Annotated in this window: 23 protein-coding genes and 1 riboswitch; of the genes, 13 read left to right on the top strand and 10 right to left on the bottom strand. The window is 74.6% G+C overall.

The window, feature by feature from the left end; genetic code table 11:
• Positions 1-45: 45 nt before the first annotated feature.
• Positions 46-2,157, bottom strand: coding sequence for a DEAD/DEAH box helicase (locus UXQ13_RS12260; protein ID WP_336392391.1), 2,112 nt, complete (start codon positions 2,155-2,157; stop codon positions 46-48).
• Between the two features lie 312 nt (positions 2,158-2,469).
• On the opposite strand from UXQ13_RS12260, the gene UXQ13_RS12255 reads away from it, so the two are divergent.
• Positions 2,470-3,276 (top strand): alpha/beta hydrolase family protein, encoded by an 807-nt coding sequence (locus UXQ13_RS12255; RefSeq protein ID WP_336392390.1) that lies wholly within the window; start codon positions 2,470-2,472, stop codon positions 3,274-3,276.
• On the opposite strand, the gene UXQ13_RS12250 is transcribed toward UXQ13_RS12255, so the two are convergent.
• Positions 3,273-4,349, bottom strand: a complete 1,077-nt coding sequence (locus UXQ13_RS12250; protein WP_336392389.1) for a DNA glycosylase AlkZ-like family protein — start codon at positions 4,347-4,349, stop codon at positions 3,273-3,275. The genes UXQ13_RS12255 and UXQ13_RS12250 overlap by 4 nt on opposite strands.
• A gap of 54 nt (positions 4,350-4,403) precedes the next feature.
• On the opposite strand from UXQ13_RS12250, the gene UXQ13_RS12245 reads away from it, so the two are divergent.
• On the top strand, positions 4,404-4,781 hold the full coding sequence (locus UXQ13_RS12245) for a hypothetical protein (RefSeq protein WP_336392388.1): 378 nt from the start codon (positions 4,404-4,406) through the stop codon (positions 4,779-4,781).
• Here UXQ13_RS12245 and UXQ13_RS12240 read toward each other — a convergent pair.
• Positions 4,778-5,047, bottom strand: coding sequence for a YggT family protein (locus UXQ13_RS12240; protein ID WP_336392387.1), 270 nt, complete (start codon positions 5,045-5,047; stop codon positions 4,778-4,780). The genes UXQ13_RS12245 and UXQ13_RS12240 overlap by 4 nt on opposite strands.
• Positions 5,048-5,232: 185 nt before the next feature.
• Between UXQ13_RS12240 and UXQ13_RS12235 the strand changes: the two genes are divergently transcribed.
• Both UXQ13_RS12235 and UXQ13_RS12230 read left to right on the top strand, forming a co-directional pair.
• Positions 5,233-6,435, top strand: coding sequence for a zinc-dependent alcohol dehydrogenase (locus tag UXQ13_RS12235; RefSeq protein ID WP_336392386.1), 1,203 nt, complete (start codon positions 5,233-5,235; stop codon positions 6,433-6,435).
• Positions 6,432-7,871 (top strand): protein adenylyltransferase SelO, encoded by a 1,440-nt coding sequence (locus UXQ13_RS12230; RefSeq protein ID WP_336392385.1) that lies wholly within the window; start codon positions 6,432-6,434, stop codon positions 7,869-7,871. Before UXQ13_RS12235 ends, UXQ13_RS12230 begins: the two co-directional genes overlap by 4 nt.
• Position 7,872: 1 nt before the next feature.
• Here UXQ13_RS12230 and UXQ13_RS12225 read toward each other — a convergent pair whose 3' ends face one another.
• Positions 7,873-8,604, bottom strand: a complete 732-nt coding sequence (locus tag UXQ13_RS12225; protein WP_336392384.1) for a VldE C-terminal domain-containing protein — start codon at positions 8,602-8,604, stop codon at positions 7,873-7,875.
• A 71-nt stretch (positions 8,605-8,675) separates the two neighbouring features.
• A riboswitch (cyclic di-AMP (ydaO/yuaA leader) is annotated at positions 8,676-8,830 on the bottom strand.
• Between the two features lie 101 nt (positions 8,831-8,931).
• Here UXQ13_RS12225 and UXQ13_RS12220 point away from each other — a divergent pair.
• Both UXQ13_RS12220 and UXQ13_RS12215 read left to right on the top strand, forming a co-directional pair.
• Positions 8,932-10,248 (top strand): M20/M25/M40 family metallo-hydrolase, encoded by a 1,317-nt coding sequence (locus UXQ13_RS12220; RefSeq protein ID WP_336392383.1) that lies wholly within the window; start codon positions 8,932-8,934, stop codon positions 10,246-10,248.
• Positions 10,245-11,690: an MFS transporter gene (locus UXQ13_RS12215; protein WP_336392382.1), complete on the top strand. Its 1,446-nt coding sequence runs from the start codon at positions 10,245-10,247 to the stop codon at positions 11,688-11,690. The genes UXQ13_RS12220 and UXQ13_RS12215 overlap by 4 nt, the downstream gene beginning before the upstream one ends.
• A gap of 10 nt (positions 11,691-11,700) precedes the next feature.
• Here the strand turns inward: UXQ13_RS12215 and UXQ13_RS12210 are convergent, their stop codons facing one another.
• The 3 genes from UXQ13_RS12210 to UXQ13_RS12200 form a co-directional block, all read right to left on the bottom strand.
• Entirely contained in the window at positions 11,701-12,867 is a 1,167-nt protein-coding gene (locus UXQ13_RS12210) for an RNA polymerase sigma factor (RefSeq protein WP_225235595.1), read from the bottom strand.
• Positions 12,868-13,095: 228 nt separating this feature from the next.
• Positions 13,096-14,103: an aldo/keto reductase gene (locus UXQ13_RS12205; protein WP_336392381.1), complete on the bottom strand. Its 1,008-nt coding sequence runs from the start codon at positions 14,101-14,103 to the stop codon at positions 13,096-13,098.
• A gap of 34 nt (positions 14,104-14,137) precedes the next feature.
• On the bottom strand, positions 14,138-14,515 hold the full coding sequence (locus tag UXQ13_RS12200) for a MerR family transcriptional regulator (protein WP_336392380.1): 378 nt from the start codon (positions 14,513-14,515) through the stop codon (positions 14,138-14,140).
• 35 nt (positions 14,516-14,550) lie between these two features.
• Between UXQ13_RS12200 and UXQ13_RS12195 the strand changes: the two genes are divergently transcribed.
• Both UXQ13_RS12195 and UXQ13_RS12190 read left to right on the top strand, forming a co-directional pair.
• Positions 14,551-15,327 (top strand): thioesterase family protein, encoded by a 777-nt coding sequence (locus tag UXQ13_RS12195; RefSeq protein WP_336392379.1) that lies wholly within the window; start codon positions 14,551-14,553, stop codon positions 15,325-15,327.
• Between the two features lie 16 nt (positions 15,328-15,343).
• A complete protein-coding gene (locus UXQ13_RS12190) occupies positions 15,344-16,309 on the top strand; it encodes an SDR family NAD(P)-dependent oxidoreductase (protein ID WP_336392378.1) in 966 nt (321 codons plus the stop codon).
• On the opposite strand, the gene UXQ13_RS12185 is transcribed toward UXQ13_RS12190, so the two are convergent.
• On the bottom strand, positions 16,276-17,103 hold the full coding sequence (locus tag UXQ13_RS12185; RefSeq protein ID WP_336392377.1) for an IclR family transcriptional regulator domain-containing protein: 828 nt from the start codon (positions 17,101-17,103) through the stop codon (positions 16,276-16,278). The genes UXQ13_RS12190 and UXQ13_RS12185 overlap by 34 nt on opposite strands.
• The gene (locus tag UXQ13_RS12180) at positions 17,103-18,560 is read right to left on the bottom strand and encodes an amidohydrolase family protein (RefSeq protein WP_336392376.1); all 1,458 of its coding nucleotides are present in this window, start codon (positions 18,558-18,560) and stop codon (positions 17,103-17,105) included. Before UXQ13_RS12180 ends, UXQ13_RS12185 begins: the two co-directional genes overlap by 1 nt.
• A gap of 184 nt (positions 18,561-18,744) precedes the next feature.
• On the opposite strand from UXQ13_RS12180, the gene UXQ13_RS12175 reads away from it, so the two are divergent.
• Genes UXQ13_RS12175 through UXQ13_RS12160 form a run of 4 tightly spaced genes read left to right on the top strand, consistent with a single transcriptional unit; the run spans position 18,745 to position 21,925 of the window.
• Positions 18,745-19,908 (top strand): CaiB/BaiF CoA transferase family protein, encoded by a 1,164-nt coding sequence (locus UXQ13_RS12175; protein WP_336392375.1) that lies wholly within the window; start codon positions 18,745-18,747, stop codon positions 19,906-19,908.
• A complete protein-coding gene (locus UXQ13_RS12170) occupies positions 19,901-20,713 on the top strand; it encodes a citryl-CoA lyase (RefSeq protein ID WP_225235587.1) in 813 nt (270 codons plus the stop codon). The genes UXQ13_RS12175 and UXQ13_RS12170 overlap by 8 nt, the downstream gene beginning before the upstream one ends.
• A complete protein-coding gene (locus tag UXQ13_RS12165) occupies positions 20,706-21,569 on the top strand; it encodes a DODA-type extradiol aromatic ring-opening family dioxygenase (RefSeq protein ID WP_225235586.1) in 864 nt (287 codons plus the stop codon). Before UXQ13_RS12170 ends, UXQ13_RS12165 begins: the two co-directional genes overlap by 8 nt.
• A complete protein-coding gene (locus UXQ13_RS12160) occupies positions 21,566-21,925 on the top strand; it encodes a hypothetical protein (RefSeq protein WP_225235585.1) in 360 nt (119 codons plus the stop codon). The genes UXQ13_RS12165 and UXQ13_RS12160 overlap by 4 nt, the downstream gene beginning before the upstream one ends.
• Here UXQ13_RS12160 and UXQ13_RS12155 read toward each other — a convergent pair.
• Positions 21,922-22,839: a dioxygenase family protein gene (locus UXQ13_RS12155; protein ID WP_225235584.1), complete on the bottom strand. Its 918-nt coding sequence runs from the start codon at positions 22,837-22,839 to the stop codon at positions 21,922-21,924. The two genes, UXQ13_RS12160 and UXQ13_RS12155, sit on opposite strands and share 4 nt — an antisense overlap.
• Positions 22,840-22,967: 128 nt before the next feature.
• On the opposite strand from UXQ13_RS12155, the gene UXQ13_RS12150 reads away from it, so the two are divergent.
• Positions 22,968-24,623 carry a bifunctional 3'-5' exonuclease/DNA polymerase gene (locus UXQ13_RS12150; RefSeq protein ID WP_419146487.1) on the top strand — a complete coding sequence of 552 codons (1,656 nt, stop codon included), beginning with the start codon at positions 22,968-22,970 and terminating at the stop codon, positions 24,621-24,623.
• The last annotated feature ends 7 nt before the right edge of the window (positions 24,624-24,630 follow it).

Here is a 24,630-nt window from a genome sequence, read left to right as displayed (position 1 = left end):
GTCGGTGGGAGGGCGCGGCGGCCTCGGACTCGGCGGCGCCGGTCCTCAGGCAGCCAGCGCGTCGACCAGCAGGGAGACCAGGGCCTCCAGCTGGACGTCGCCGGTGGCGACGACCTCCTCGTCGGAGCCGTCCAGCGCCCGGGCCGCCAGGCCCGCCTTGCTGCCGATCAGCTCCGCGATCCGGGAGTCGATGGTCTGCGCGGCGATGATCCGCCACGCGGTGACCGGCTCGGTCTGCCCGATGCGGTGGCTGCGGTCGATGGCCTGGGTCTGCTCGGCGTCGGTCCACGACAGCTCGGCCAGCACGACGTTGGAGGCCACCTGCAGGTTCAGCCCCACCCCGGCCGCGGTCAGCGAGCAGACCGCGACCGACACCTCGGGGTCGTTGACGAACGCGTCGACCTGCTTCTGCCGGGCCGACGGCGTCTGGTCGCCCCGGATCGAGGAGAACCGCACCCCGGCCTTCTCGAACGAGGCCTCGGCGATGTCCATCACCGCGATGTGCTTGGCGAAGAAGACGACCTTGCCGGCGCTGCGGGCCAGCTGCGCGGCGTAGTCCGCGGCCAGCTCGGCCTTGGCCTCGCCGATCCGCCGCATCATCGAGAAGACGTTCTCCCCGTTCTGCTTGGTCATCGCGTCCTTGAGCTCCGACTTGGCCACCCGGCGCACCAGGTCCATGTCCAGCTCGTCGTCGGTGACGTCCCGGTAGGCCATCGCCTGCCGGTACTGCGCCACCATCCGCGCCGCCAGCTCGCGCTCGGCGGCCCGGATCGAGCGGCCAGCCGCGCCGTCCAGCTCCACCGGCAGGTCGGCGATGCGCCGGGCCGGGATGTCGGCGGCGACGTCGACCTTGCGGCGGCGCACGATGCCCATGTCGATCACGCAGCGCCGCGCGGAGTCGTAGAACTCCCGGTCGGCCGGCACCAGCCCGGTGCCCTCCAGGCACTCCGTCAGCTCCGCCAGCGGCTTGCTGTCGTCGACCCACCCGAGGAACCGCCAGATGGCCCGGAAGTCGTCCACGTCGTTGATCAGCGGCGTCCCGGTCAGCGCCATGAGCAGCGGCTTCGCCGTCCGCAGCCGGAGGCCGTCGGACAGCCCGAGCACGTGCTGCGAGCGCTGGGACGACGTGTTCTTGATGAAGTGCGCCTCGTCGACGACCATCCCGCGGAACCCGAAGTCGCCGAGCCAGCCGCGGTGCCGGTCGAGCACCTCGTAGTTGACGATCACGATGTCGGCGAACCCGTCGACGTTGTCCCCGTCGCCCTGCACCACCGTCGCCGGGCGGTGCGGCGTCCACACCGCGGCCTCGCGGGCCCAGTTGGTCTTGACCACGTTGGGCACGACCACCAGCAGCGGGTAGGCCATCGCGGCCTCGGCGGCCAGCAGCGCCTGCGCGGTCTTGCCCAGGCCCGGCTCGTCGGCGAGCAGGAAGCTGCGGTGCCCCTCGGCGACCGAGGCGACCAGCTGGCCCTGGTGCGGCATGAGCTCCAGCCCCGCCGGGGTGAACCGCTGGGTCGGGAACGGCAGCGGCATGCACGCCGGCGCTCCCCCGCTGGCCCGCTCGAAGGAGGCCAGCAGCGGCCCCATCAGCTCCCAGCCCGCCAGCCGACCGGCCCGCGGGCCGCGCTGGGTGGCCGCGGCGTCGTAGTCCGGCGCCAGGAAGGGGTTGGCCAGCTGCCGGGACACCACCGACTGCGGCACGACCCGTCGCGGCGCCTCCACCGGTGCGGTGGCCACCGGCTCCGGCTCCTCCTCCGGCTCGGGCTCCACGCCCAGCGCGGCCTTGATCTCCCGGGCCGTCCGACGGGCGGCGTCGGACACCACGGCGTCCTCGCCCAGCAGCGCCAGCAGCCCGGAGTCGCGGACGGCGGTGGTCGCCAGGATCGTCGCGATGCCCTCCAGCCGCTTGAGCTGGTCGCCGCGCTGGCTGTCGCTCATCGCCGCCGCCCGGACGCGGGCCCGCTCCTCACGCAGCAGCAGCGCCACCGCCTGGAACGTCGCCCGCACGGACGGCGTGACCCGGCCGCGCTTGGCCGCTGCCTCGACGTCGCGCACCGCGCGGGCGAGCTCGCCGACGAGGTCGGTGGTGCGGGCACGCTGCCCGTGCCGCCCGGCGGTGCGCCGTGCACCGTCCCGGCGCTGGCCTGTTCGAGCCACGTGCTCCTCCTCCGACGTACGGGTCGCTGCCCGCGGTGCGCCGCGCTCGTGCGCGGTCCCGGCGGCCCGGCGTGCTGCGCACGTCGGCCGCCCGTGGTCCCCGGCGGGCGGCGTCGCACCGCTGACCCGCCGTCGCGGCGGGGAACGGTGGAGCGCCACCGGTGACCGGCAGTTCCGTCCACTGGGCGGACCGTCCACCGGGCGGACCGCTGCCGCCGGTCCCGTCCGGGCCCAGGTGCACAAGACTACCGACCCGCGCACAGGTCGGCTCCGGGGCACGTCCGCGCGCGGGCCACGGCGCGAACGCAGGGCGTGCTGACCCTCGGACGACGCGCCCTGCTGCACCTCGCCGCCTGGGGCACACTCGGCGCGGTGACCGCCGGCTGCTCCTCGCCCCCGCCCGCCGCCCCCGGGGGCACCACCCGCATCCGCTACGGCGACGACCCCAGCCAGTGGGCGGACCTGCACCGGCCCGAGGGCACCCCGCGCGGGGTCGTCGTGGTGGTGCACGGCGGCTTCTGGCGGTCGCAGTACGACGCCACGCTGGGCACGCCGCTGGCGGACTCGCTGGCCGCCGAGGGCTGGGCCGCCTGGAACCTGGAGTACCGCCGGGTGGGCGACGGGGGCGGGGTCCCCGCCACGCTGGACGACGTCGCGGCCGGCATCGACGCCCTCGCCGGCACCGGCCTGGACCTGACCACCGTGCTCGGCCTGGGCCACTCGGCGGGCGGCCACCTGGCCGTCTGGGCGGCCGGCCGGCAGGGTGCCGCCGTCCCGCTGACCGGGGTGGTGTCGCAGGCCGGCGTGCTGGACCTGCGGACGGCGGCGGCCGACCGGCTCGGCGCCGGCGCCGTCCAGGACTTCGTGGGCGGCCCGCCGGACGCGTCGGTCGACCCGCTGCAGCAGATCCCGCTCGCCGTCCCGGTGCGGTGCGTGCACGGCCGGGACGACGGCAACGTGCCGCTGTCCCAGTCCGTGGCCTACGTCGACGCGGCCCAGGCAGCCGGTGCGGACGCCACCCTGACCGAGGTCGAGGGCGACCACTTCGTGCTCATCGACCCGTCGTCCCCGGTCTGGCAGACCCAGCTCGACATCCTGGCCGACCTCGCGACGCGCTAGCGGCGCAGCTCCAGACCGAGCCAGCCGGCGAGCGCGGCCAGCTCGGCGTCCACGGCGTCGGCGACGTCGGGGGTGAACGGCACGTCCTCGTGGACGGCGGCCACCGTGAACGTCCCGGCCTTGCGGTCGGCGGCCGCGTCGACCTTGCCGACCAACCGGTCCCCGTGCAGCACCGGCAGCGCGAAGTAGCCCCACCGTCGCTTCGCCGCGGGCTTGTACATCTCCAGCGTGTACTCGAAGCCGAAGAGCTCCAGGGCTCGGCGGCGGTCGTGCACCAGCCGGTCGAACGGCGACAGCACCGCCGTCCGACCGGTCCAGGGCCGGTCGAGCTGGGCGGGGTCCACCCGCCACTCCCCCGGCACGCCGTCGACCACCGCCGGCTCCCCGGCCTCGCCCACGTCGTTGGCCTCGACCGAGGACTGGTCGGTCTTCGCCCGCGCGATGCCCAGTGCCCGCAGCCGGCGCCGGTCCCGCTCGCGCTCGGCCTCGTCGAACGCCAGCACCTCCACGTCCGCCGGGTACACCCGCTCGGCCAGGTCCCACAGCCGCTGCTTCTCGCGCCGGCCGCTGATCGCGACCTGGCCGCGACCGCACAGCACCTCGAGCATCTGGGTCACGTTGCGGGCGCCGGTCCACCCGGTCGACGCCCAGGGCACCTCGGCCGTGTCGGCGATCTCCTTGGACAGCAGCGGTCCGTCGTCCCGTAGCCGGGCCAGCACGTCGGCGGCGAAGGACTGGTTGGCGGCCAGCCACTCCCGGGGCTGCCGGTAGGCCGGCGCCCGCTCCATCCGCGCACGGAACAGCCGCAGGTCGGCCATCGGCCGCACGGTGGCGTGCATCTCGAACAGGGTGCGGTCGACGTCCAGCGCCTGCTGCAGGTCCGCCGGGTCGTAGGCCGCGCCGAGCCGGGTCCACAGCACCAGGTCGGCGCTCGGTGCCACCGCGGCGGTCGGGTCGAGCTGCAGGAGGGCCAGCCGGTCGACGACGTCCAGCAGCCCGGGCGGTCGGTCGGCGTCCAGCAGCTGGGCGCGGACGGCGACCTGCCGGGCCTCCTCGACCGTCAACCGGTGCACGGACGGGACGCTAGCGCGCCCGGGACTGTCGGTGCACCCGGTCAGACTGCCGTCGTGCCTGCCTTCTTCCTGCCCCGCGCCGCCGACCCCGACCAGGCCGAGCGGCTCTACGAGGCGCTCGCCGAGTTCGCCGCGGTCGAGCCGGCCCCGCCCGGCCGACGGGTCGCCGCCGTGACCTTCGAGCTGGACGGCGCCCGCTGGGTGGCCGCGGTCGGCGAGGAGCTGACCGGCACCAGGACGACGAGCCGCATGCGCCGCGGCGAACTGCTCGAGCTCACCGAGGAGCTCACGTCGCCGACCCGGGTGCTGGCCATCTACCCGGGCCCGCCCTGCACCGTCGTCACCGACGCCGCACCGATCACCGGCGCGACCTCGGACTGGGCGAACCCCTTCACCGTGACCCCGGACGAGGTCACGCCCTTCACCGCCTAGAGCGAGAGCAGCACGGACCGCAGGACGACGACACCCAGGAAGACGACGGTGAAGGCAAGGTCGATGCCCATCCCGCCGATCCGCAGGGGCGGGAGCACCCGCCGCACCGGGGCGATCACCGGCTCGGTCACCCGGTGCACCAATCGGCGGGCACCGCCGAGGCGGGCGCCGCTGGCCGGGGCGAGCACGCCCACCCAGTCCACGACGACGCGGGCGATCAGCACGAGCTGGAACAGCAGCAGCACGAAGGCGAGCAGGGCGAGCATCAGGTCTCCTCGGGTCAGGGCACCACCGTCCCCGGCCTGGCCCAGCGTGGGCTGTGCGTGACCTGGGAGTTGCCCGCATGCGCACGGGACCGTTTCGGCCCCCCTCCGCGCTGGGGAGGACGCCGTGGTCACTCCGGCCTGGAGACCACGGGTGCGGTGCGCGCACGACCCGAGAGGAACCAGCGATGAAGGCAGTGACCTGGCACGGCAAGGGCGACATCCGGGTGGACGAGGTCCCCGACCCCACCATCCAGCAGCCCACGGACGCGGTCATCCGCGTGACGACGACGAACATCTGCGGCTCGGACCTGCACCTGGTCGAGCCCCTGGCGGCGTTCATGAACGTGGGCGACGTGATGGGGCACGAGACCATGGGCGAGGTGGTCGAGGTCGGCGGCGAGACCGGCGACCTGCGGGTCGGCGACCGGGTCTCCATCCCGTTCCAGATCTCCTGCGGGCACTGCTGGATGTGCAACCAGGGGCTGTACACCCAGTGCGAGACCACCCAGGTGCGCGACCAGGGCTCGGGCGCCGCGCTGTTCGGCTACTCGTCGATGTACGGCTCCGTCCCCGGCGGGCAGGCCGAGTTCCTGCGGGTGCCGCAGGCGCAGTTCACCCACATCAAGCTGCCCGAGGGCCCGTCCGACGACCGGTTCGCCTACCTGTCGGACATCCTGCCCACCGCCTGGCAGGCCGTGGAGTACGCCAAGGTGCCCGACGGCGGCACCCTGGTCGTGCTGGGCCTGGGCCCGGTGGGCGACTTCGCGGCCCGGATCGGCAAGCACAAGGGCTACCGGGTGATCGGCGTCGACCTGGTGCCCGACCGGCTGGCCCGGGTGCGGGCCCGCGGCATCGAGGTGGTCGACCTGCGCGAGCACGAGGACGACCTGGGCGACGCCATCCGGGACATGACCGACGGCCGCGGCCCGGACTCCGTCGTGGACGCCGTCGGCATGGAGGCGCACGGCTCCCCGGCGACCACCTTCGTGCAGAAGGCGGCCGGGCTGCTGCCCTCCGCGCTGGCCGCCCCGATCCAGAAGGCCGCCGGCGTCGACCGGCTCGCCGCGCTGTACTCGGCGATCGACATCTGCCGCCGCGGCGGCACCATCTCGCTGTCGGGCGTCTACGGCGGTGCGGCCGACCCGATCCCGATGCTCACCCTCTTCGACAAGCAGCTCGGCCTGCACATGGGCCAGTGCAACGTGAAGCGGTGGGTGCCCGAGATCATGCCGCTGCTCACCGACGACGACCCGCTGGGCGTGGACACCTTCGCCTCCCACCGCCTGCCCATCAGCCAGGCGCCGGAGGCCTACGCCAAGTTCCGGGCCAAGGAGGAGGGCTGGCAGAAGGTGCAGCTGAAGCCGGGCCTCGTACCGTCGGAGGGGTGAGCAGCACGCAGACCACCGTCCAGCTCGGCCACCGGTTCGCCGACGCCCTCCCGGAGCTGTCCGTCCCCTGGCAGGCCGACGAGGCGCCGGACCCGCGGTTGCTGGCCCTCGACGAGGGCGTCGCCGCGGGCCTGGGGCTGGACCCGGCGTGGCTGCGGTCGCCGTCCGGCCTCGCGTTCCTCACCGGGACGCAGGTGCCGGACGGCGCCCGGCCGGTCGCGCAGGGGTACGCCGGCCACCAGTTCGGCAACTACAGCCCGCGGCTGGGCGACGGCCGGGCGCTGCTGCTCGGCGACCTCGCCGGGCTGGACCTGCACCTCAAGGGGTCCGGGCGCACCCCGTGGTCGCGGGGCGGTGACGGGCTCGCGGTGGTCGGCCCGATGCTGCGCGAGTTCGTGGTCAGCACCGCCATGCACGCGCTGGGCATCCCCACCACCCGCTCGCTGGCCGTGGTGGCCACCGGGCGGACGGTGCAGCGGGAGACGCCGCAGCCCGGCGCCGTGCTGGCCCGCACCGCCTCGAGCCACCTGCGGGTGGGGTCCTTCCAGCTGGTGCGGGCCACCGAGGACGTCGATCTGCTGCGCCGGCTGGCCGACCACGCGATCGCCGCGCACGTGCCGGCCGCCGCCGACGCCGACAACCCGGCGCTGGCGCTCTACGAGCACGTCGTCGCCGTCCAGGCCGACCTGCTCGCCCGGTGGATGCTGGTCGGGTTCGTGCACGGGGTGATGAACACCGACAACATGACGATCTCCGGCGAGACGATCGACTACGGCCCGTGCGCCTTCCTGGACGCCCACGACGCCGACACCGTGTTCAGCTCGATCGACTCCGGTGGCCGGTACCGCTACGGCAACCAGCCGCTGGCCGCGCAGTGGAACCTGGCCCGGCTGGCCGAGGCCCTGCTGCCGTTGATCCACGAGGACCCGGAGCAGGCCATCCCGACCGCGGTGGCGGTGCTGGAGACGTTCCTGCCCCGCTACGAGGTGGCGTGGGCCGCCGGGATGCGGGCCAAGCTCGGGCTCGGCCCGGACGTCGACACCGACGCCGACCCGGCGCTGGTGACCGACCTGCAGGCGCTGCTGGACGCGAACCACCCCGACCACACCGGGTTCTTCCGGGCGCTGGGCGCGGCGGCCCGCGGGGACGCCGAGCCGGCCCGCCGGCTGGTGCTGGACCTGGCCGGGTTCGACGCCTGGGCCGCGCGCTGGCTGGCCGCCGGCCCCGACGCGGACGCCATGGACCGGGTCAACCCGGTGTACGTGCCGCGCAACCACCTGGTCGAGGAGGCGCTGGACGCCGCCACCGCCGGCGACCTCGGCCCGGTCGAGCGGCTGGTCGAGGTGCTCCGCCGTCCCTTCGACGAGCGCCCCGACCTCGCCCGCTACGCCGAGCCGGGCCCGGCCGGCGGGTTCGTCACCTACTGCGGGACGTGAGTCAGCGGTAGTTCACGTGCACGTGGTCCTCGTGGTTGGCGGTGACCCCGCCCCGGTCCTCCATCGCCACCCAGGACCCACCGGGTGAGGACAGGATCCGACGCTGGTAGATGAGGTACTCGACCCCGAGTTCCGACCAGTTGGCGATCTGGTAGTCGATGAGGGCGTTCCCCAGGTCCTCGTCGCCGAGCACCATGTAGTCCAGCGCGAGACCGGACGGGTGACCTCCCGGGTCGGTGGCGCTGGCCCGGGTACCGCCGATGGTGATGGCCCCGGCACCCGGGACGTTGCTCACCACGGCGTCGGCCGCGGCCTGGGTCACCGGGCGGACCGGGCCCGCGGAGTTCGTGATCTGCGCAACGCCTGCGACGGCGGCCGTCGACACCGATGCTTCGGCCGCCGACTCCGCTGCCTGGGCTGCGGCTGCGGCCGTGGCGGCCTCGGCGGCAGCGGCCACCGCGGCGGCGGCCTCGGCCGCGGCGGCGGCCTGCTGGTCGAGCACGGCCTGGTCGGTGGCAGCCTGCGCGGCGGCGGCGGCGACCTGCTGGTCCTCACGCGTGCTGCGGCTGGCGGCCAGGTCGGCCAGCTGGCCGAGGTCCGGGGAGGTCTGGGCGGTCAGGCCCAGCTCCGCGGCGACGCTGGCCGGCTCGGCCACGGCGACGGGGGCCGCGGGGGCAGCACCGACCAGCACGTTGGCCAGGACGGCGCCGGCGGCGGTGACGCCGAGGTACATCGCCGGGCGGTGCCGACGGGAGGGAGCGCGGTGGTGCCGCGCACGGGGGGACGCCATCCGGCGGAACTCCGATGTCTTCCAGTGGCCGCCTACCGAGTTAGCTGACGGGTTCGGGCGGGAAGTCGCCCTACCCCCTGCCGGTCACGTTCGACCAGCAGCGGGATGCACCCCAGAACTGCGATGGGTCCCCGGCTCGCCCTCGCGGGCGACTCGACGGCGTCACCCCTGCGGGGCGACGGCACCACGGTAACCACCTGCACAGCTCCGACCAAGGAATCACGGGCGATTCGTCACGTGATGTCGCCCGCGCGTGACAGCATCCCGCGCGTGAGCGAGCACCCCGCCGTCCGAGCGCTGCAGGACCTCGTCCGCCAGCCCACCGTCGCCGAGCGCGACCCGGCCCGCACCGACCCGGCGCCGTTCGTCGCGCTGCGGGCGGCGCTGGCCGAGCACTTCCCGCGGCTGCACGAGCTGGAGCGGATCGAGATCGAGCCGCACGCGGTGCTGGTCCGCTGGCCCGGCCGGACCGATGCCGGTCCCGTCGTCCTGATGGCGCACCTGGACGTCGTCCCGGTCGAGGGCGCCTGGACGCACCCCGCCTTCGGCGCGGAGATCCACGACGGCATGGTGTGGGGCCGCGGCACGCTGGACGACAAGGGCGCCGTGGTGGGCATCTGCGCCGCGGTCGAGCAGCTGCTGGAGCGCGGCTTCGTCCCCGCCCGCGACGTGTGGCTGTCCTTCGGTTCGACCGAGGAGGTGTCCGGCACCACCGCCACCGACGCGGTCGACGAGCTGCGCCGGCGCGGCGTCGCGCCCTGGTTCGTGCTCGACGAGGGCGGCGCGGTCGCCGCCGACGCCTTCCCGCTGGTGCGGGCCCCGCTGGCCGTCGTCGGGGTGACCGAGAAGGGCGTCACGTCGGTCGAGCTGGTCGCCGAGGGCGCCGGGGGCCACGCCTCCACCCCCGCCCGCGGCGGGCCGACCGCCCGGCTGGCCGCGGCGATCACCGCGCTGGAGAAGGCGCCGCTGCCGCTGCGCGCCCCCGCCCCGACGCTGGAGCTGCTCCGCCGGCTCGCCCCGCACCTGCCCGCGCCGCTGCGCCCGGTGCTCGGCCGGGCCGACCGGCTGGCCCCCGTGCTCACCCGGGTGCTGCGGGCCGCCGGCGCCGAGGCCGCCGCCATGGTCCGGACGACGGTCGCGGTCACCACGCTGTCCGGCTCCCCCGCCCTCAACGTGATCGCCTCCACCGCCCGAGCCGGGGTGAACATGCGGGTGATGGTCGGCGACACCGTGGACGGCGTGCTGGACCACGTGCGCCGCACCGTCGGGCCCGGCATCCGCGTCGAGGTCGTGGAGCGCAACGAGCCCAGCCCGGTCTCGCCCTGGGACGACGGCGCGTTCGCGCTGCTGGAGCGGATCACCGGCGAGCTGTTCCCGGACGCCGTCCCCACGCCCTACGTGATGATGGCCGCCACCGACGCCCGCTTCTTCACCGGCCTGTGCGACCGGGTCTACCGGTTCACCCCGTTCCGGATGACGAAGGACCAGCGGGCGACCATCCACGCCGCCGACGAGCGGATCGGCGTCGCCGATCTGCTGGCCGGGGTCGACTGGTACCGCCGCCTGGTCGAGGAGCTGCCGGCATGAGCACCGTGACCCGCCCGGGCGCGCAGACCCTGTTCGCGATCGTCGGCGCCCTCTCGGTGGTCGAGGTGGCCAGCGGCGTGCTGCAGGGCTTCTACACGCCGGTCTTCACCGACGTCGCCCGCGCGCTGGGCATCGGCGACGGCGACGTGAACTGGTTCGAGGCCGCCCAACTGGTGGCCTCGGCGCTGCTGGTCCCGGTGCTGGCTCGGCTGGCCGACCTGCACGGCCACCGGCGGGTGCTGCTGGTGTCCACCGCGGTCACCGCCCTCGGCACGTGGGTGATGGCGCTGGCCCCGACCACCGGCGCGGCCGGGTTCGGCGTGTTCGTCGTGGGCTCGGCGCTGCAGGGCGCCTACGTGGTCTGGCTGCCGCTGGAGGTGGCGGTCGTGCACCGCCGCGCGGCCGCCGACGACCGGCGCACCCGTCGGGCGGCGGGCACGCTGGTCGCCTTCCTGCAGGTGGGTGTGCTGGTCGGCGCGCTGAGCAGCGGGGCGCTGGTGACCGTGCTGCCGGTCCCGGTGCTGCTGGCCCTGCCGGCCGTCGTCGTCACCCTGTGCCTGGCCGTGGTGCGGTTCGGCATCGAACCGGACAGGGCCCGGGCACCGGGTCGCCTGGACCTACCCGGCCTGGCCCTGCTGACGACCGCGCTGCTGCTGGTGATGGCCGGGCTGGTCGCCGTCCGGCTGCTCGGGCCCGGCGCCGTGCTGCCCTGGCTCCTGGTCGCCGCGGGGCTGGCCACCCTGGTGCTGCTGGTCCGGGTGGAGGCCCTGCAGGCCGAGCCGCTGGTCGACGTGCCGGTGCTGGCCGCGCCGGGGCAGTGGCCGATCCAGCTCACCGCGTTCCTGTTCGGCATGTCCGTGCTGGGCGCCCAGGTGCCGCTGTCCACGTTCGCCCGGGCCGACCCCGCGGTGACCGGGTACGGCCTGGGTGCAGCCGCGTCGTTCGTCTCGGTGCTGATCGGGCTCTACGTGCTCACCCTGCTCGCCGGCGCGCTGCTGCTGCCGCTGGTCGCCCGCGCGCTGGGCACCCGGGGCGCGATGGCCGCGGGCTGCGCCACGGTCGCCGTCGGGTACGCCCTGTGGCTGCCGTTCCACGACACCGCGGCGCAGGCGCTGACCAACATGGGCGTGGCCGGCGTGGGCTCGGGCCTGCTGGTGGCCGCGCTGCCGACGGCCGCGGTGGCCGCCGCCCCGGCCGACCGGACCGGGTTCGCCGCCGGGATGACCAACACCACCAAGACCATCGGCGGCGCGATCGCCTCGGCGGTCTTCGCGGTCGCCCTGGCCGCCACCGGCGGCATCGACGACCCCACGGCCGGCGCGGCCCCGCTGTCGGGCTACCTCACCGTGTGGGCGGTCTGCGCGGCGACGGCCGCCGTCGCCGGGGTCGTCCTGGTCTCCGTACGCCAGCGGCCCGGGACCGAGTCGGTTCCGGGCCGCTGAGGTACGTCGCTCAGTCCAGGTAGTCCCGGAGGACCTGCGACCGGGACGGGTGGCGCAGCTTGGACATCGTCTTGGACTCGATCTGGCGGATCCGCTCGCGGGTCACGCCGTAGACCTGGCCGATCTCGTCCAGCGTCCGCGGGGTGCCGTCGGACAGGCCGAAGCGCAGCCGGACCACGCCGGCCTCGCGCTCGGACAGCGTCTGCAGCACCGAGGTCAGCTGCTCCTGCATGAAGCCGTAGGACACGGCCTCGACGGCCACGACGGCCTCGGAGTCCTCGATGAAGTCACCGAGCTGGCTGTCGCCCTCGTCGCCGATGGTCTGGTCCAGCGAGATGGGCTCCCGGGCGTACTGCTGGATCTCCAGCACCTTGTCCGGGGTGATGTCCATCTCCTTGGCCAGCTCCTCGGGGGTGGCCTCGCGGCCCAGCTCCTGGAGCAGCTCACGCTGTATGCGGCCGAGCTTGTTGATGACCTCGACCATGTGCACCGGGATGCGGATGGTGCGCGCCTGGTCGGCCATCGCGCGGGTGATCGCCTGGCGGATCCACCACGTCGCGTAGGTCGAGAACTTGAAGCCCTTGGTGTAGTCGAACTTCTCGACCGCACGGATCAGGCCCAGGTTGCCCTCCTGGATCAGGTCCAGGAACGCCATGCCGCGGCCGGTGTAGCGCTTGGCCAGCGAGACCACCAGGCGGAGGTTGGCCTCGAGCAGGTGGGTCTTGGCGCGCTCGCCGTCGCGGACGACCCAGTTGAGGTCGCGGCGCATGGTGGGCGTGAACTTGGCGTCGCTCTCGGCGAGCTTGTGCGCGGCGTAGAGCCCGGCCTCGACGCGGCGGGCGAGGTCGACCTCCTGCTCGGCGGTCAGCAGCGCGACGCGGCCGATCAGCTTGAGGTAGGCGCGGACGGCGTCGGTCGAGGTGGCCAGCTCGGCGTCCTTGCGGGCCTTCTGCAGGGCGAGCGACTCCTCCTCGTCCCACTCGAAGGACGTCGAGGCGGCGGCCGGGACGGCCGGCTCGTCCGCGACGTCGGTGTCGTCGTCGAGCTCGGCGTCGGCGTCGGGCGCGGGGGCGATCTGCACCGACTCGCCGTCGGTGGACCGGGCCTTGCGGGCGCCCGCGGCGGCCTTCTTGCGGGGGGTCTTGGCGGTGGTGCTGTCGGCGACTGTCGTGCTCATCTCGCCTCTCCTGAGGATGTCGTGCGGCGTCGCGAGGACACATCGGTCCTGGCGGAGAGGCCGCCCACGGATGGGCGGCACAGGCCGCCCACGTGAGGGACGGGTGGTCGGAGGCCGGGCGGCTGAAGCATCGGCCTCCGACATTCTAGTCCGGATGGTGCACGAGGGGGGCGCCGGTGGGTACCCGGGTGGGGGAAAGACGACACCTCGGGTACCCACCGGACCTGCTCAGCGGTCGATGGAGGACATGTCGCCGTACCGGTCGCCGGCCACCGCGTCGCGGGGCACGGCCTCGGAGAGCCTGGTCAGCGCCGCGTCGTCGAGCCGGACGCCGGCCGCGGCCACGTTCTCCTCCAGGTAGCGGACCCGCTTGGTGCCCGGGATCGGGGCGACGTCCTGCCCCTGCGCGAGCACCCAGGCCAGGGCCAGCTGACCCGGGGTGCAGCCCACCTCGGCGGCCAGCTCGCGGACCCGGTCGACGAGAACCAGGTTGGCCGCCAGCGCCTCGCCCTCGAAGCGCGGGAAGTAGCCGCTGGCCCGGCTGTCGCCCTGCGCCGGGGTCTGGGTGACCGCGCCGGTGAGCAGACCGCGGCCCAGGGGCGAGTAGGGCACCAGGCCGATCCCGAGCTCGCGGAGCACCGGCAGGACGTCGTCCTCCAGGTCGCGGGTGAACAGCGAGTACTCGGTCTGGACCGCGGTGACCGGGTGCACCGCGTGCGCCCGGCGGATGGTCTCCGCGGAGGCCTCCGAGAGCCCGAGGAAGCGCACCTTGCCCGCGGTGACCAGCTCGGCCATCGCGCCGACGGTGTCCTCGATCGGCACGGTGGGGTCGACCCGGTGCTGGTAGTAGAGGTCGATGGTGTCCACGCCCAGGCGCTGCAGCGAGGCGTCGCAGGCCGACCGGACGTACTCCGGGGAGCCGTCGATGCCCAGCCGGGAGCCGTCCTCGCCGCGCTTGTTGCCGAACTTGGTGGCCAGCTGCACCTCGTCGCGGCGGCCGGCGATCGCCCGGCCGACCAGCCGCTCGTTGGTGAACGGGCCGTACATGTCGGCGGTGTCCAGGAACGTGACGCCGAGGTCCAGGGCGCGGGCGATGGTGTCCAGCCCGGCCTGCTCGTCGGGGGCGCCGTAGAACTCGCTCATGCCCATGCAGCCCAGGCCGAGGGTGGAGACGGTGAGGCCGGCGGGGCCGGTGCCGAGGGTGCGGGAGCCGAGAGGGGTGGGGGTCGAGGTCATGGCTCCCAGCCAACTCCTTCGAGCGCGCTCGAAGTCAACTCGACAGCTGGGCCCGGTACCGGTCGACCTTGGCGTCGATGGCGTCCAGGTGCCGGGCGGTCTCGGCCAGCTGGGCCTGCACCCGGTCGCGGTGGTCCTGCAGCAGGGCCAGCCGCTCGGCCTCCGACCCGGCCCCGCCGCGGACCAGGGCGGCGTAGCGGCGGACGTCGCGGATCGGCATGCCGGTGGCCCGCAGCGCCGCGAGCATGGCCAGCCACTCCAGGTCCCGCTCGGTGTAGCGCCGGCGGCCCCCGGCGTCCCGGTCCACGGCGGCCAGCAGCAGCCCGTCGCGCTCGTAGTAGCGCAGCGTGTGGGGGGTCAGGCCCGAGCGCTGCGCCGCCTCGGCGATGCCCAGGGCGGGGATGGTGGTCACGGTCCCCAGTGTGGCGCCGGGCAGGATCGGACGACGTGGCGTACTTCCAGCGGCTGAGCACCGCACCCGACGGCGGCGGCCGGTTCCGCGCGACCGAGCACACCGGCGGCGGCTGGAACCCCGCCGAGCAGCACATCGCCCCGACGATCGGGCTGGTCACGCACTGCCTGGTGACCGCCGGCGGCGGGGCGCCCGTGCAGCGGCTGGCCGTGGACATCCTCGGCGTGATCGGCGTCGACGAGGTCGAGGTGACCGTGGCGACGGTGCGGCCGGGCAGGACGATCGAGCTGGTCGAGGCGACGGTCACCTGGGCCGGCCGGGACGTCGTCCGGGCGCGGGCCTGGCGGCTGGCCGGGGCGGACACCGCCGAGGTGGCGTCGTCGGCCGAGCCGGCCCTGCCCGCCCGGGACGAGCTGCCGGCGTGGGACATGAGCGTGGGCTGGCCCGGGGGCTACATCGCCTCGCTGGAGCTGCGGCACCGCGACGTCGCGCCGGGTCGGGCCCAGGCGTGGCTGCGGTCGCGGCAGGACCTCGTCGAGGGCGAGGAGGTCGGCGGGCTGGCCCGGTTCCTCACGCTGGCCGACACCGCCAACGGCCTGGTGCAGGGCCCGGAGCGGCGCGGGTGGTTCTACCCGAACGTCGACCTGACCGCGCACCTGTTCCGGGAGCCGACCGGTCCGTGGGTGGGCATGGACACCGCGGTCAGCTGGGGGCCGGGCGGGCACGGGCTGACCGCGACCGTGCTGCACGACGACGCCGGTCCGGTCGGCCGGGTCGCCCAGCTGTGCACCCTGCGCCGCCCCGCCGGGTAGCTGCCAGCATGTGCCGGTGCCCGCCACCCCGCTGACCCGGATCGCCGACGCCCTCCTCGACCGGGCGGTGGTCCCCGGCTACAGCAAGCTCGGGCCGGCGCTGCGCCGCCGCTGGTGGCCGGCCGACCCGGCGCCGGGCTCGATGGCCGGGAAGCGGGTGCTGGTCACCGGGGCGACCTCGGGCATCGGGACGGCGATCGCCGAGGGCCTGCTCGACCTGGGCGCCACCGTGCACGTGCTGGGCCGCAACCGCGCGAAGACCGACGACCTGGTGGCCCGGCTGACCGCGGAGAACCGGGGCGCGGACGTGGTGGCCGAGGTCTGCGACGTGGGCGACCTGGCCGCCGTCCGGGCCTGGGCGGCGGACTTCACCGGCCGGGTGGACGCGCTGCACGGCCTGGTGCACAACGCCGGCGCGCTGCCGCCGGAGCGCTCGGAGACCGCGCAGGGCCACGAGCTCACCCTCGCCGTCCACGTGCTGGGCCCGCACCTGATGACCGCCCTGCTGGCCGACACCCTGGTCGACGGCGCGTCCGCGGTGGTCTGGATGTCCTCCGGCGGCATGTACGGCGCCGGCCTGCGCGACGACGACCTGGAGTTCACGCAGGGCGAGTACAGCGGGGTGCGCGCCTACGCCCGCACCAAGCGCATGCAGGTCGTGCTGGCCGCGGACTGGGCGCAGCGGCTGGCCGGCCGACGGGTCGGCGTCTACTCGACACACCCGGGCTGGGTGGCCACCGACGGCGTCACGGCGTCCATCCCGGGCTTCGGCAAGGTGATGGCCCCGCTGCTGCGCACCCCCGAGGACGGCGCGGACACCACCGTCTGGCTGGTCGCCACCCGGCCGTCGTCCCGGGCACCGCACTTCTGGCACGACCGCGCGCAGCGGCCCTCCACGCTGGGCTGGGAGCGCAGCCAGGACCCGACGGCGGTCGGCCGGTTCCTGGCTCAGGTGGCGACGGACACCGACGTCGCGCGCTGAACCGTGCTGTGCGGCCGCCGCTGCCAGGCCGCCCACTCGCCGCTGATCTCCCCCGCCGTGCGCAGCAGCAGCGGAAGGTGCTCCTCCAGCAGGGTCTCCCGGCCGGTCTCCGCGGCGTGCACGGTGACGTTGGCCGCCGCCCGCACCGCCCCGGTGCCGTCCCGCACCGGGACGGCGACCGACCGCACGCCGGGTGCCAGCTCCTCGTCGGCCAGCGCCCAGCCCCGCGCCCGGACCTCGGCCAGCTCGTCGTGCAGCTGCTCCGCGCTCCGGCCGATGTAGCGCGGCAGGCCCGAGCGGGAGGGCTCAGTGAGCGCGGCGGCGAGGTCGTCGCCGTCCAGCGCGGCGAGCAGCACCTTGCCCTGGGAGGTCTGCACCGCCGGGAACCGGGTGCCGATCTCCACCCGGAGGGTGATCAGCTTCGGCACGGCGACCCGGGCGACGTAGACGATGTCGGACCCGTCGAGCTGGGCCATCGACGAGGACTCCCCCGTGCGCGCCACCAACGCCTCCAGGTGCGGCCGGGCGATGTCCCACAGGCCCAGCGACCCGATGTAGGCCATCCCCAGCGACAGCACCTTGGGCGTCAGCCGGTAGCCGCCGTCCGCCGCGGCCACGTACCCCAGCTCCTCCAGGGTCAGCAGCAGCCGGCGGGCGGTCGGCCGGGCCAGCTCGGCCGCCCCGGCCACCTCCGACAGCGACAGCACCGGCCGGTCGGCGGAGAACACCCGGAGGACGTCGAGCCCCCGGGCCAGCGCCTCGACGAAGTCCGGGCCGTGCCCGCGGCCGGCCATCAGTCGCCGAACAGCGAGCCCCGGGCGCCGTGGGTGTCCTCGCTCTTGTAGTCGGTGTAGGTGTACGGGTTGTCCAGGACGTCGTCGCCGTCCTCGGGCATCGCCGGGTTCATGCCGGCCTGCCACGTCTCCTCGCCCATGGCGCCGCGCAGGTGCTCCACGGTGCTCTCCACGGCCGAGCGGACGGCGGCCCCGTCGTAGCCGACCAGCCGGCCCTCGCTCTTCACGACCCGGCCGCCCACCAGCACGGTGTGCACGTCGCCGCGCTGGGCCTGGAAGGCCACGTGGCCGTAGGGGTTGAGCAGCGGGAACGAGACCGGCGAGGCGTCGTTCTTGATCAGCACGACGTCGGCGGTCTTGCCCGGCTCCAGCGAGCCCAGGTCGTCCCGGCCCAGCGCGCGGGCGCCGCCGCGGGTGGCCCACTCGACGACCTGCTCGGCCCGCAGGTGCACCTGGGTGACGGTGTTGCCCTCGACGTGGGCCTCCAGGTGCTCGCGCGACCGGTCGGCGCCCAGCGTGGTGCGCATGGCGGAGAACAGGTCCGCCGACCACCAGACGCTGGTGTCCATCGACAGCGAGACCGGGATGCCGTGCTTGCGGACCTGCCAGGTGGGCGGGTAGCCCTGGCCGGCGCTCTGCTCGCTCTCGGTGGACACCGACACCGAGCCGCCGGACGCGGCGATCCGGTGGTAGCTGTCGGTGCTCAGCGAGGCGGCGTGCACGTAGACGGTCTCCGGCGTCATGAACCCGGCGTCGTGCATGAGCTGGATCGAGGCGTCGGAGGTCGCACCCCAGACGCCGGCGTGCGTGGTGACCGGCAGGCCCAGCTCGCGGGCCACCTCGAAGGCGGCCTTCTCCGGGAACGCCGGGTCGCCGGTGACGTCGAAGGCCAGCTGCAGCCCGAGCTTGCCCTCGTCGGCCCGGCGCTTCAGGAAGGCCTGCACGGCCGGGTCGGCGGTCCACTCCCAGGGGCCGGCCTGGATGTTGCCGTAGGCCAGCACGAACCGGCCGGGGACGGCGAGCAGCGCGTCGGCGGCGGCCTCGGCGTGGTCCACGCTCTGCAGGCCGTGGCTCCAGTCCACCGTCGTGGTGACCCCGGCCTCCAGGCCCTCCCAGGCGCTGAGCAGGTTGCCGGCGTGCACGTCCTCGGGGCGGAAGGTCTTGCCGTGCTCGAGGTAGTACCAGACGAAGTACTGGGTGAGGGTCCAGTCGGCGCCGTAGCCGCGCATCGCGGTCTGCCACATGTGCCGGTGGGTGTCGACCATGCCGGGCATGACGACTCCGCCGGTGGCGTCGACCTCCTGCGTGCCCTCGGGGACGTCGAGCCGCTCGCCCACCGCCGCGATCTTGCCGTCGACGACGAGGACGTCGCCCCGCGGGAGGACGGTGTGCGCGTCGTCCATGGTCAGCACGGTGCCGCCGCGGAGCACCAACGGGCGGGCGTCGGGGGTGGACATCGTCGTCTCCTCGGGATAGCAGCGGACAGGTGTCCGCAGAACGGTCAGCGTCACCCTGGACGTGACGGGCACCACCTGTCAAGAGGGCTCGTTCCCGGTTGACATGCTGGCCCCGCGGTGGTGAGACTGCGGTGCCGGTCACACCGGACAGCTGTCCGCCGACGTCGAGGAGTGCTCCGACCCGATGACCGACCCCGCACCGACCGGCCCGCTGGCCGGGCTCCTGGTCGCCGACTTCTCCCGCATCCTGGCCGGCCCCTACGCCACCATGCTGCTGGCCGACCTGGGCGCCGAGGTGGTCAAGGTCGAGGGCCCGGCCGGCGACGACACCCGCACCTGGGCGCCCCCGGTCCGCGACGACGTGGCCACGTACTACCTGGGCGTCAACCGCAACAAGCGCTCGGTCGCCCTGGACCTCAAGGACCCGACCGACGTGGCCGCGGCCCAGGAGCTGGCCCGCCGCGCCGACGTGGTGGTGGAGAACTTCAAGCCCGGCGGCCTGGCCCGCTTCGGCCTGGACTACGACACCGTCGCCGCCACCAACCCCCGCGTCGTCTACGCCTCGATCTCCGGCTTCGGCAGCGGCCCGGGCGGGGCCGCGCTGCCCGGCTACGACCTCATCGTGCAGGCCATCTCCGGGCTGATGTCGCTCACCGGGCCCACCGACGGCGAGCCCTACCGGGCCGGCGTCGCCGTGTTCGACGTGATGGCCGGGCTGCACGCCACCATCGGCGTGCTGTGCGCGCTCAACCTGCGGCACGAGACCGGGGTCGGCCAGCACGTCGAGGTCAACCTGCTGTCCTCCGCGCTGTCCGGGATGGTCAACCAGACCTCGGCCGCCGTCGCCGGGGGCACCGTGCCGTTCCGGATGGGCAACAGCCACCCCTCGCTGTTCCCCTACGAGCCGCTGCAGTGCGCCGACGGCGAGCTGATCATCACCGCCGGCAACAACGGCCAGTTCCGCAAGCTGGTCGAGGTGCTCGGCGTCCCCGAGCTGGCCGACGACCCGCGCTTCGCCCGCAACGAGGACCGGACGGCGAACCGCGACGAGCTGCGGCCGCTGCTGGTCGAGCAGCTGTCCCGCAAGGGCAAGCAGGAGTGGTTCCGCGAGATCATCGCCGCCGGGGTGCCGTGCGGGCCGATCAACACCGTGGACGCCGGGGTCGCCTTCGCCGAGGAGGTCGGGCTGGACCCGGTGGTCGAGGTCGGCGGCATCCCGTCGATCCGCAACCCGATCACCTTCTCCGCCTCCGCCGCCTCCTACCGGCTGCCCCCGCCCGGCCTGGACGAGCACGGCGCCGAGATCCGCGCCTGGCTGTCCTCCGACGACTCGGCCTCCGATGACTGAGCCGCGCCGCTACGAGACCGCGCTGGGTGCCTCCACCCGGGAGACGATCACGCTGCTGGGCACCGACCTGGCCCGCGACGTCATGGGCACCGTCGGCTTCGGCGAGCTGGCCTTCTGGTTGGCCACGCAGCGCCGTCCCACCCCGGGCGAGACCCGGGTGTTCGAGTCGGTGCTGGCCGCCCTGGCCGACCACGGGTTCACCCCGACCGCGATCGTCACCCGGCTGACCTACCTGTCCGCGCCGGACTCGGTGCAGGGCGCGCTGGCCGCCGGCCTGCTCGGCGGTGGCTCGCGGTTCCTCGGCGTCACCGAGGACTGCGGCCGGTTCCTGGACGACGTCCTCGTCGCCCAGGACACCCTGCCCACCGACGACGCCGGCTGGGACGCCCTGGCCCTCACCGTCGTGCAGCGCGAGCGGGAGGCCAAGCGCTTCGTGCCTGGCCTGGGCCACCACGTGCACAAGGACGGCGACCCGCGCACCCCCCGGCTGTTCGAGATCGCCACCGAGGAGGGCCTGGTCGGCCCGCACCTGTCGCTGTTCGCCGCGATCGGCCGGGTGCACCCGCAGGTGCTGGGCAAGACGCTGCCGCTCAACGGCGCCGGCGTCTGCGGCGCAGCGCTCGCCGACCTCGGCCTGCCGCTGGAGCTGCTGCGCGGGTTCGCCCTGCTGGCCCGCACCGCCGGGCTGATCGGCCAGCTGGCCGAGGAGCTTCGGCACCCCGTCGCCAACGACGTCTTCCTGTCCGTCGACCTGAACAACCGCTCGGTCGACCCCGACCCGTACGAGAGGGGCCCCCGTGGCTGAGGTCTGCGCCGTCGTCGCGTCCACCCACCACCCGTTCTACTACAAGACCTCGACCATGCCCGAGGCCGAGCGGCCGCCGTTCGCGGCGGAGTGGATCGCGAAGATCGAGTCCTTCCGGGAGACGCTCACCGCGGCCCGGCCCGACGTCCTGGTGATGGTCGGCAGCGACCACTTCCACCAGCTGTGGCTGGACAACATGCCGCAGTTCCTGGTGGGCAAGGCCCCGTTCTTCGACGCCAACTGGCACAACGAGGAGCGCGAGTTCGGGCTGCCGAAGATGCGGCTGCCCGGGCAGGAGGAGCTCGCCGCGCACCTGCTGCGCGACGGGCTGGACCGGGACTTCGACCTGGCGTTCTCCAACGAGCTGCGGATCGACCACAGCATCACCTGCCCGATCATCACGCTGCGGCCCGAGGCCGACCTGCCGATCGTGCCGGTCTACACCAACATCTTCGCCCCGCCGCTCCCCCAGCCCCGCCGGTTCGTGGCGCTGGGCAAGGCGATCCGGGAGATGGTCGAGTCCTGGGAGTCCGACCTGCGGGTGGCCATCATCGGCACCGGCCACCTGTCCCTCGAGCTCGGCGGCCCCCGCCAGTTCGGGCCCACCGGCCCGGACCCGGTGTTCGACCGCAAGGCCGTGGACTGGATCGCCTCGGGCGACATCGAGGGCTGCCTGGCCGAGGTGAGCCTGGACAGCCTGCACGCCCCGGGCAACGCCACCCACGGGTTCATGGACTTCATGCTGATGATGGGCGCGGCCGGCGAGGGCGTGGCGGCCGACTTCGTGGAGACCGTGGACCTGTTCCACACCATGGAGGCCTACTTCACCTGGTACCCGGGAGGCGACCCGCGATGAGCAAGTACCTGGTCGACAAGTTCCTCTACTCGGTGGACCGCGACCCCGAGCTCACCGAGCGGTACCGCACCGAGCCGGCCGAGCTGGTCACCTGGTGGGAGGCCAACCTGGCCGGCTCGCTGCTGAACTGCATCCCGGCGGAGCAGACCACCTGGCTGGCGTTCACCGACGAGGAGCGCCGGGCGCTGGCCGCCCACGACCACGTCGCGCTGTTCGAGCTGGGCGCGCACCCGTTCCTGACGCTCACCCTGTTCATCGCCCTCTTCGAGCGCGACCACGGGCCGATGGAGTACCAGCTCGCCTACGCCCGGGCCCTGGACCACGTCACCCAGCCCTACCCGGACATCGCGACCTAGCCGGTCGGGCGCCCACCACCGGGGCCACCACCACCCGGGCCGCCGGCCACCGCGCCGCCGCCGGCCTGGGTGGTGGTGTCCACGCCCACGGTCATCGCGACCGTGTAGCCGGCCGACGCCGAGCCGGTGACCGTCGGCGTCTCCAGCTCCGCGCCGTCGGAGAAGACCCCGTCGGTGTCGAGGCTGACCGCCGACAGGTTGGCCACCGAGGCGTCGTAGCCCTCCGTGGCGTAGACGGCCTCGCAGGCCTCCTGCGGCATGGCGATCTGCGAGGTGGCGACCGCGTTCGCGGAGTCGGTGATCGAGCCCTCGTCGGGGTAGACCTCGACGTGGATGTGCGGCCACCGGCCGTCGTAGCAGGCCGGCCAGATGCTGGTGAAGGTCACGACCCCGTCGGCGTCGGCGACCTGGACCCCGCGCAGGTAGTTCTGGTCGGTGATGCCGTCGGAGTAGAGCGAGTACCCGCCCTCCCGGGTGCAGTGCCAGACGTAGACCGCGGCGCCCTCGTAGGCCCCGCCGGCGGCCAGGTCCTGGACGGTCAGGGTCAGCGTCATGGGCACGCCCCCGGCGATGCCGGTCATCCCGCCGAAACTGGTGGTGAGGTCGCTGCGCACGATGCCGTCCAGCTCGAGCACGTCCGGGCCGTTGGACCCGTCGCCGGGGTAGGGACCAGCCGTCTCCTCGGGGATCTCCCCGGCCGAGGTCGTCGTCGTCCCGCTGGTGGCGGTTGCGGTCGTGGCGGAGCCGCCGCAGGCTGCCAGCCCCACGGTGGCCGCCCCGATCCCGAGGAAGCCCAGCATCCGGCGCCGGGTGACCAGCGTGCCGAGGTCGAACTGCAGGCCCTGGTCCACCACCTCCTCGGCGGGTCGGGCCAGTGGGCGGCCCTCGTAGGTCGGCGTGCGGTCGGTGCTCATGGATCTCCCTCGGCTGGTGCGGCGTCGGGGACGACCGTGCCGGGCCGGACCAGGTGCGCGGGCAGCGACACCTGTGCGCCTCCTGTGGTCACGGCGCTGTCGGACCCCTCGGCGACACTGGGCGGGTGCTGCGGTCCGTCGTCCTCCTGCGCCGGGGCGACGGGGTCTTGGCCCACGAGGACGGCGGCGCTGTCACGTGCCTGGCGCGGGAGGACCTGGCGGGCTTCGTCGCCGCCCGCGAGCCCGACCGCCCCCGGTGGGTGTGGGACGACGCCACCCGCTGGTACCCGGGCCTGCTGGCCGCCGGGGTGCGGGTGGAGCGCTGCACCGACCTGCGGCTGTGCCACGCGGTGCTGCGCCGGTCGGCGCACGTCGACCAGGAGCTGCTGGTCGGTCCGGACACTGAAGGCTGGGACGCCCTGGCCCCGACGACGGCCGACGAGCCGGCGCTGTTCGCCCTCGACGACCCGGCCGACCGGCTCGACCCGCTGGCCGAGCTCGTCCGCCAGCAGTCGGCGCTGGCCGCCAGCCCCGAGCGCGGCCGGCTGGGGTTGCTGCTGGCCGCGGAGTCCGCCGGTGCGCTGGTCGCCGGGGAGCTGCAGCACGCCGGGATGCCGTGGCGGGCCGACGTGCACGACCGGTTGCTCAGCGACCTGCTCGGCCCCCGGCCGGTGACCGGGCAGCGGCCGGCGGAGCTGGAGCGGCTGCTGCCGGAGATCCGCGCGGCGTTCGGCCAGCCGGCGATGAACCCGGACTCCCCCACCGGGCTGCTGGCCTCGCTGCAGGCCGCGGGGCTGGCGGTGACCGACACCCGGCAGTGGACGCTGGCCGAGCTCGAGCACCCCGGCATCGAGCCGTTGCTGCGCTACAAGAAGCTGCTGCGGCTGATGCAGGCCAACGGCTGGGCGTGGCTGGACACCTGGGTGCGCGACGGCCGGTTCCGCCCGGTGTTCCTGCCCGGCGGGGTGGTCACCGGCCGGTGGGCCTCCCAGGGCGGCGGGGCGCTCAGCGCGCCGGTGCAGCTGCGGCCGGCCGCGGTGGCCGACGAGGGCTGGCGGCTGGTGGTCGCCGACGTCGCGCAGCTGGAGCCCCGGGTGCTGGCCGGGATGAGCCGGGACACCGCGATGGCCGAGGCCGCCCGGGCCCGCGACCTGTACCAGGGCATGGTCGACAGCGGCGCCGTGGAGACCCGCACGCAGGCCAAGCTCGGCATCCTCGGCGCGATGTACGGCGGCACCCGGGGCGAGAGCGGCGCCATGCTGCCCCGGCTCACCCGCCGCTACCCGGCCGCCGTCGGCCTGGTCGAGCAGGCGGCCCGGGCCGGCGAGCGCGGCGAGGTGGTGAGCACCCTGCTCGGCCGGGGGTCGCCGCGTCCGGGGCCCTTCGGCGGCGGGTCCGACGACGACGCGGCGGGGCGGGCCGCCGACGCCCGGCGGCGGGCGTGGGGGCGGTTCACCCGCAACTTCGTCGTGCAGGGCACCGGCGCGGAGTGGGCCTCGTGCTGGCTGGCCGACCTGCGCAACCGGCTGTGGCGGCTGGGCGACGGCCGGCTCACCGACCGGCCGCACCTGGCCTTCTTCCTGCACGACGAGGTGGTGGTGCACACCCCGGCCGAGCTGGCCGACGAGGTGGTCACCGCGGTCCGCGCGGCCGCGGCCGAGGCCGGCCGGTTGCTGTTCGGCGACTTCCCGGTCGACTTCCCGCTGGACGTGGCCGTGGTCGCGTCGTGGGCCGACGCGGACGCCCCGGCCGACGCGGTCCTCGAGGACGAGGGCCCGCTCTAGGATCCGC

Source organism: Klenkia terrae (genome assembly GCF_037083865.1).
GTDB classification, from domain to species: Bacteria; Actinomycetota; Actinomycetes; order Mycobacteriales; family Geodermatophilaceae; genus Klenkia; species Klenkia terrae.
The sequence above is the reverse complement of the archived record's forward strand: the minus strand, read 5'-3'. Positions and strand labels throughout refer to the sequence as shown.

Bases quoted from the DNA above. Each gene is read 5' to 3' on its own strand.
- UXQ13_RS12240 (WP_336392387.1), bottom strand. From the start codon at position 5,047: ATGCTCGCCCTGCTCGCCTTCGTGCTGCTGCTGTTCCAGCTCGTGCTG.
- UXQ13_RS12235 (WP_336392386.1), top strand. From the start codon at position 5,233: ATGAAGGCAGTGACCTGGCACGGCAAGGGCGACATCCGGGTGGACGAG.
- UXQ13_RS12225 (WP_336392384.1), bottom strand. From the start codon at position 8,604: ATGTACCTCGGCGTCACCGCCGCCGGCGCCGTCCTGGCCAACGTGCTG.
- UXQ13_RS12215 (WP_336392382.1), top strand. From the start codon at position 10,245: ATGAGCACCGTGACCCGCCCGGGCGCGCAGACCCTGTTCGCGATCGTC.
- UXQ13_RS12210 (WP_225235595.1), bottom strand. From the start codon at position 12,867: ATGAGCACGACAGTCGCCGACAGCACCACCGCCAAGACCCCCCGCAAG.
- UXQ13_RS12205 (WP_336392381.1), bottom strand. From the start codon at position 14,103: ATGACCTCGACCCCCACCCCTCTCGGCTCCCGCACCCTCGGCACCGGC.
- UXQ13_RS12185 (WP_336392377.1), bottom strand. From the start codon at position 17,103: ATGGCCGGCCGCGGGCACGGCCCGGACTTCGTCGAGGCGCTGGCCCGG.
- UXQ13_RS12180 (WP_336392376.1), bottom strand. From the start codon at position 18,560: ATGTCCACCCCCGACGCCCGCCCGTTGGTGCTCCGCGGCGGCACCGTG.
- UXQ13_RS12175 (WP_336392375.1), top strand. From the start codon at position 18,745: ATGACCGACCCCGCACCGACCGGCCCGCTGGCCGGGCTCCTGGTCGCC.
- UXQ13_RS12170 (WP_225235587.1), top strand. From the start codon at position 19,901: ATGACTGAGCCGCGCCGCTACGAGACCGCGCTGGGTGCCTCCACCCGG.
- UXQ13_RS12160 (WP_225235585.1), top strand. From the start codon at position 21,566: ATGAGCAAGTACCTGGTCGACAAGTTCCTCTACTCGGTGGACCGCGAC.
- UXQ13_RS12155 (WP_225235584.1), bottom strand. From the start codon at position 22,839: ATGAGCACCGACCGCACGCCGACCTACGAGGGCCGCCCACTGGCCCGA.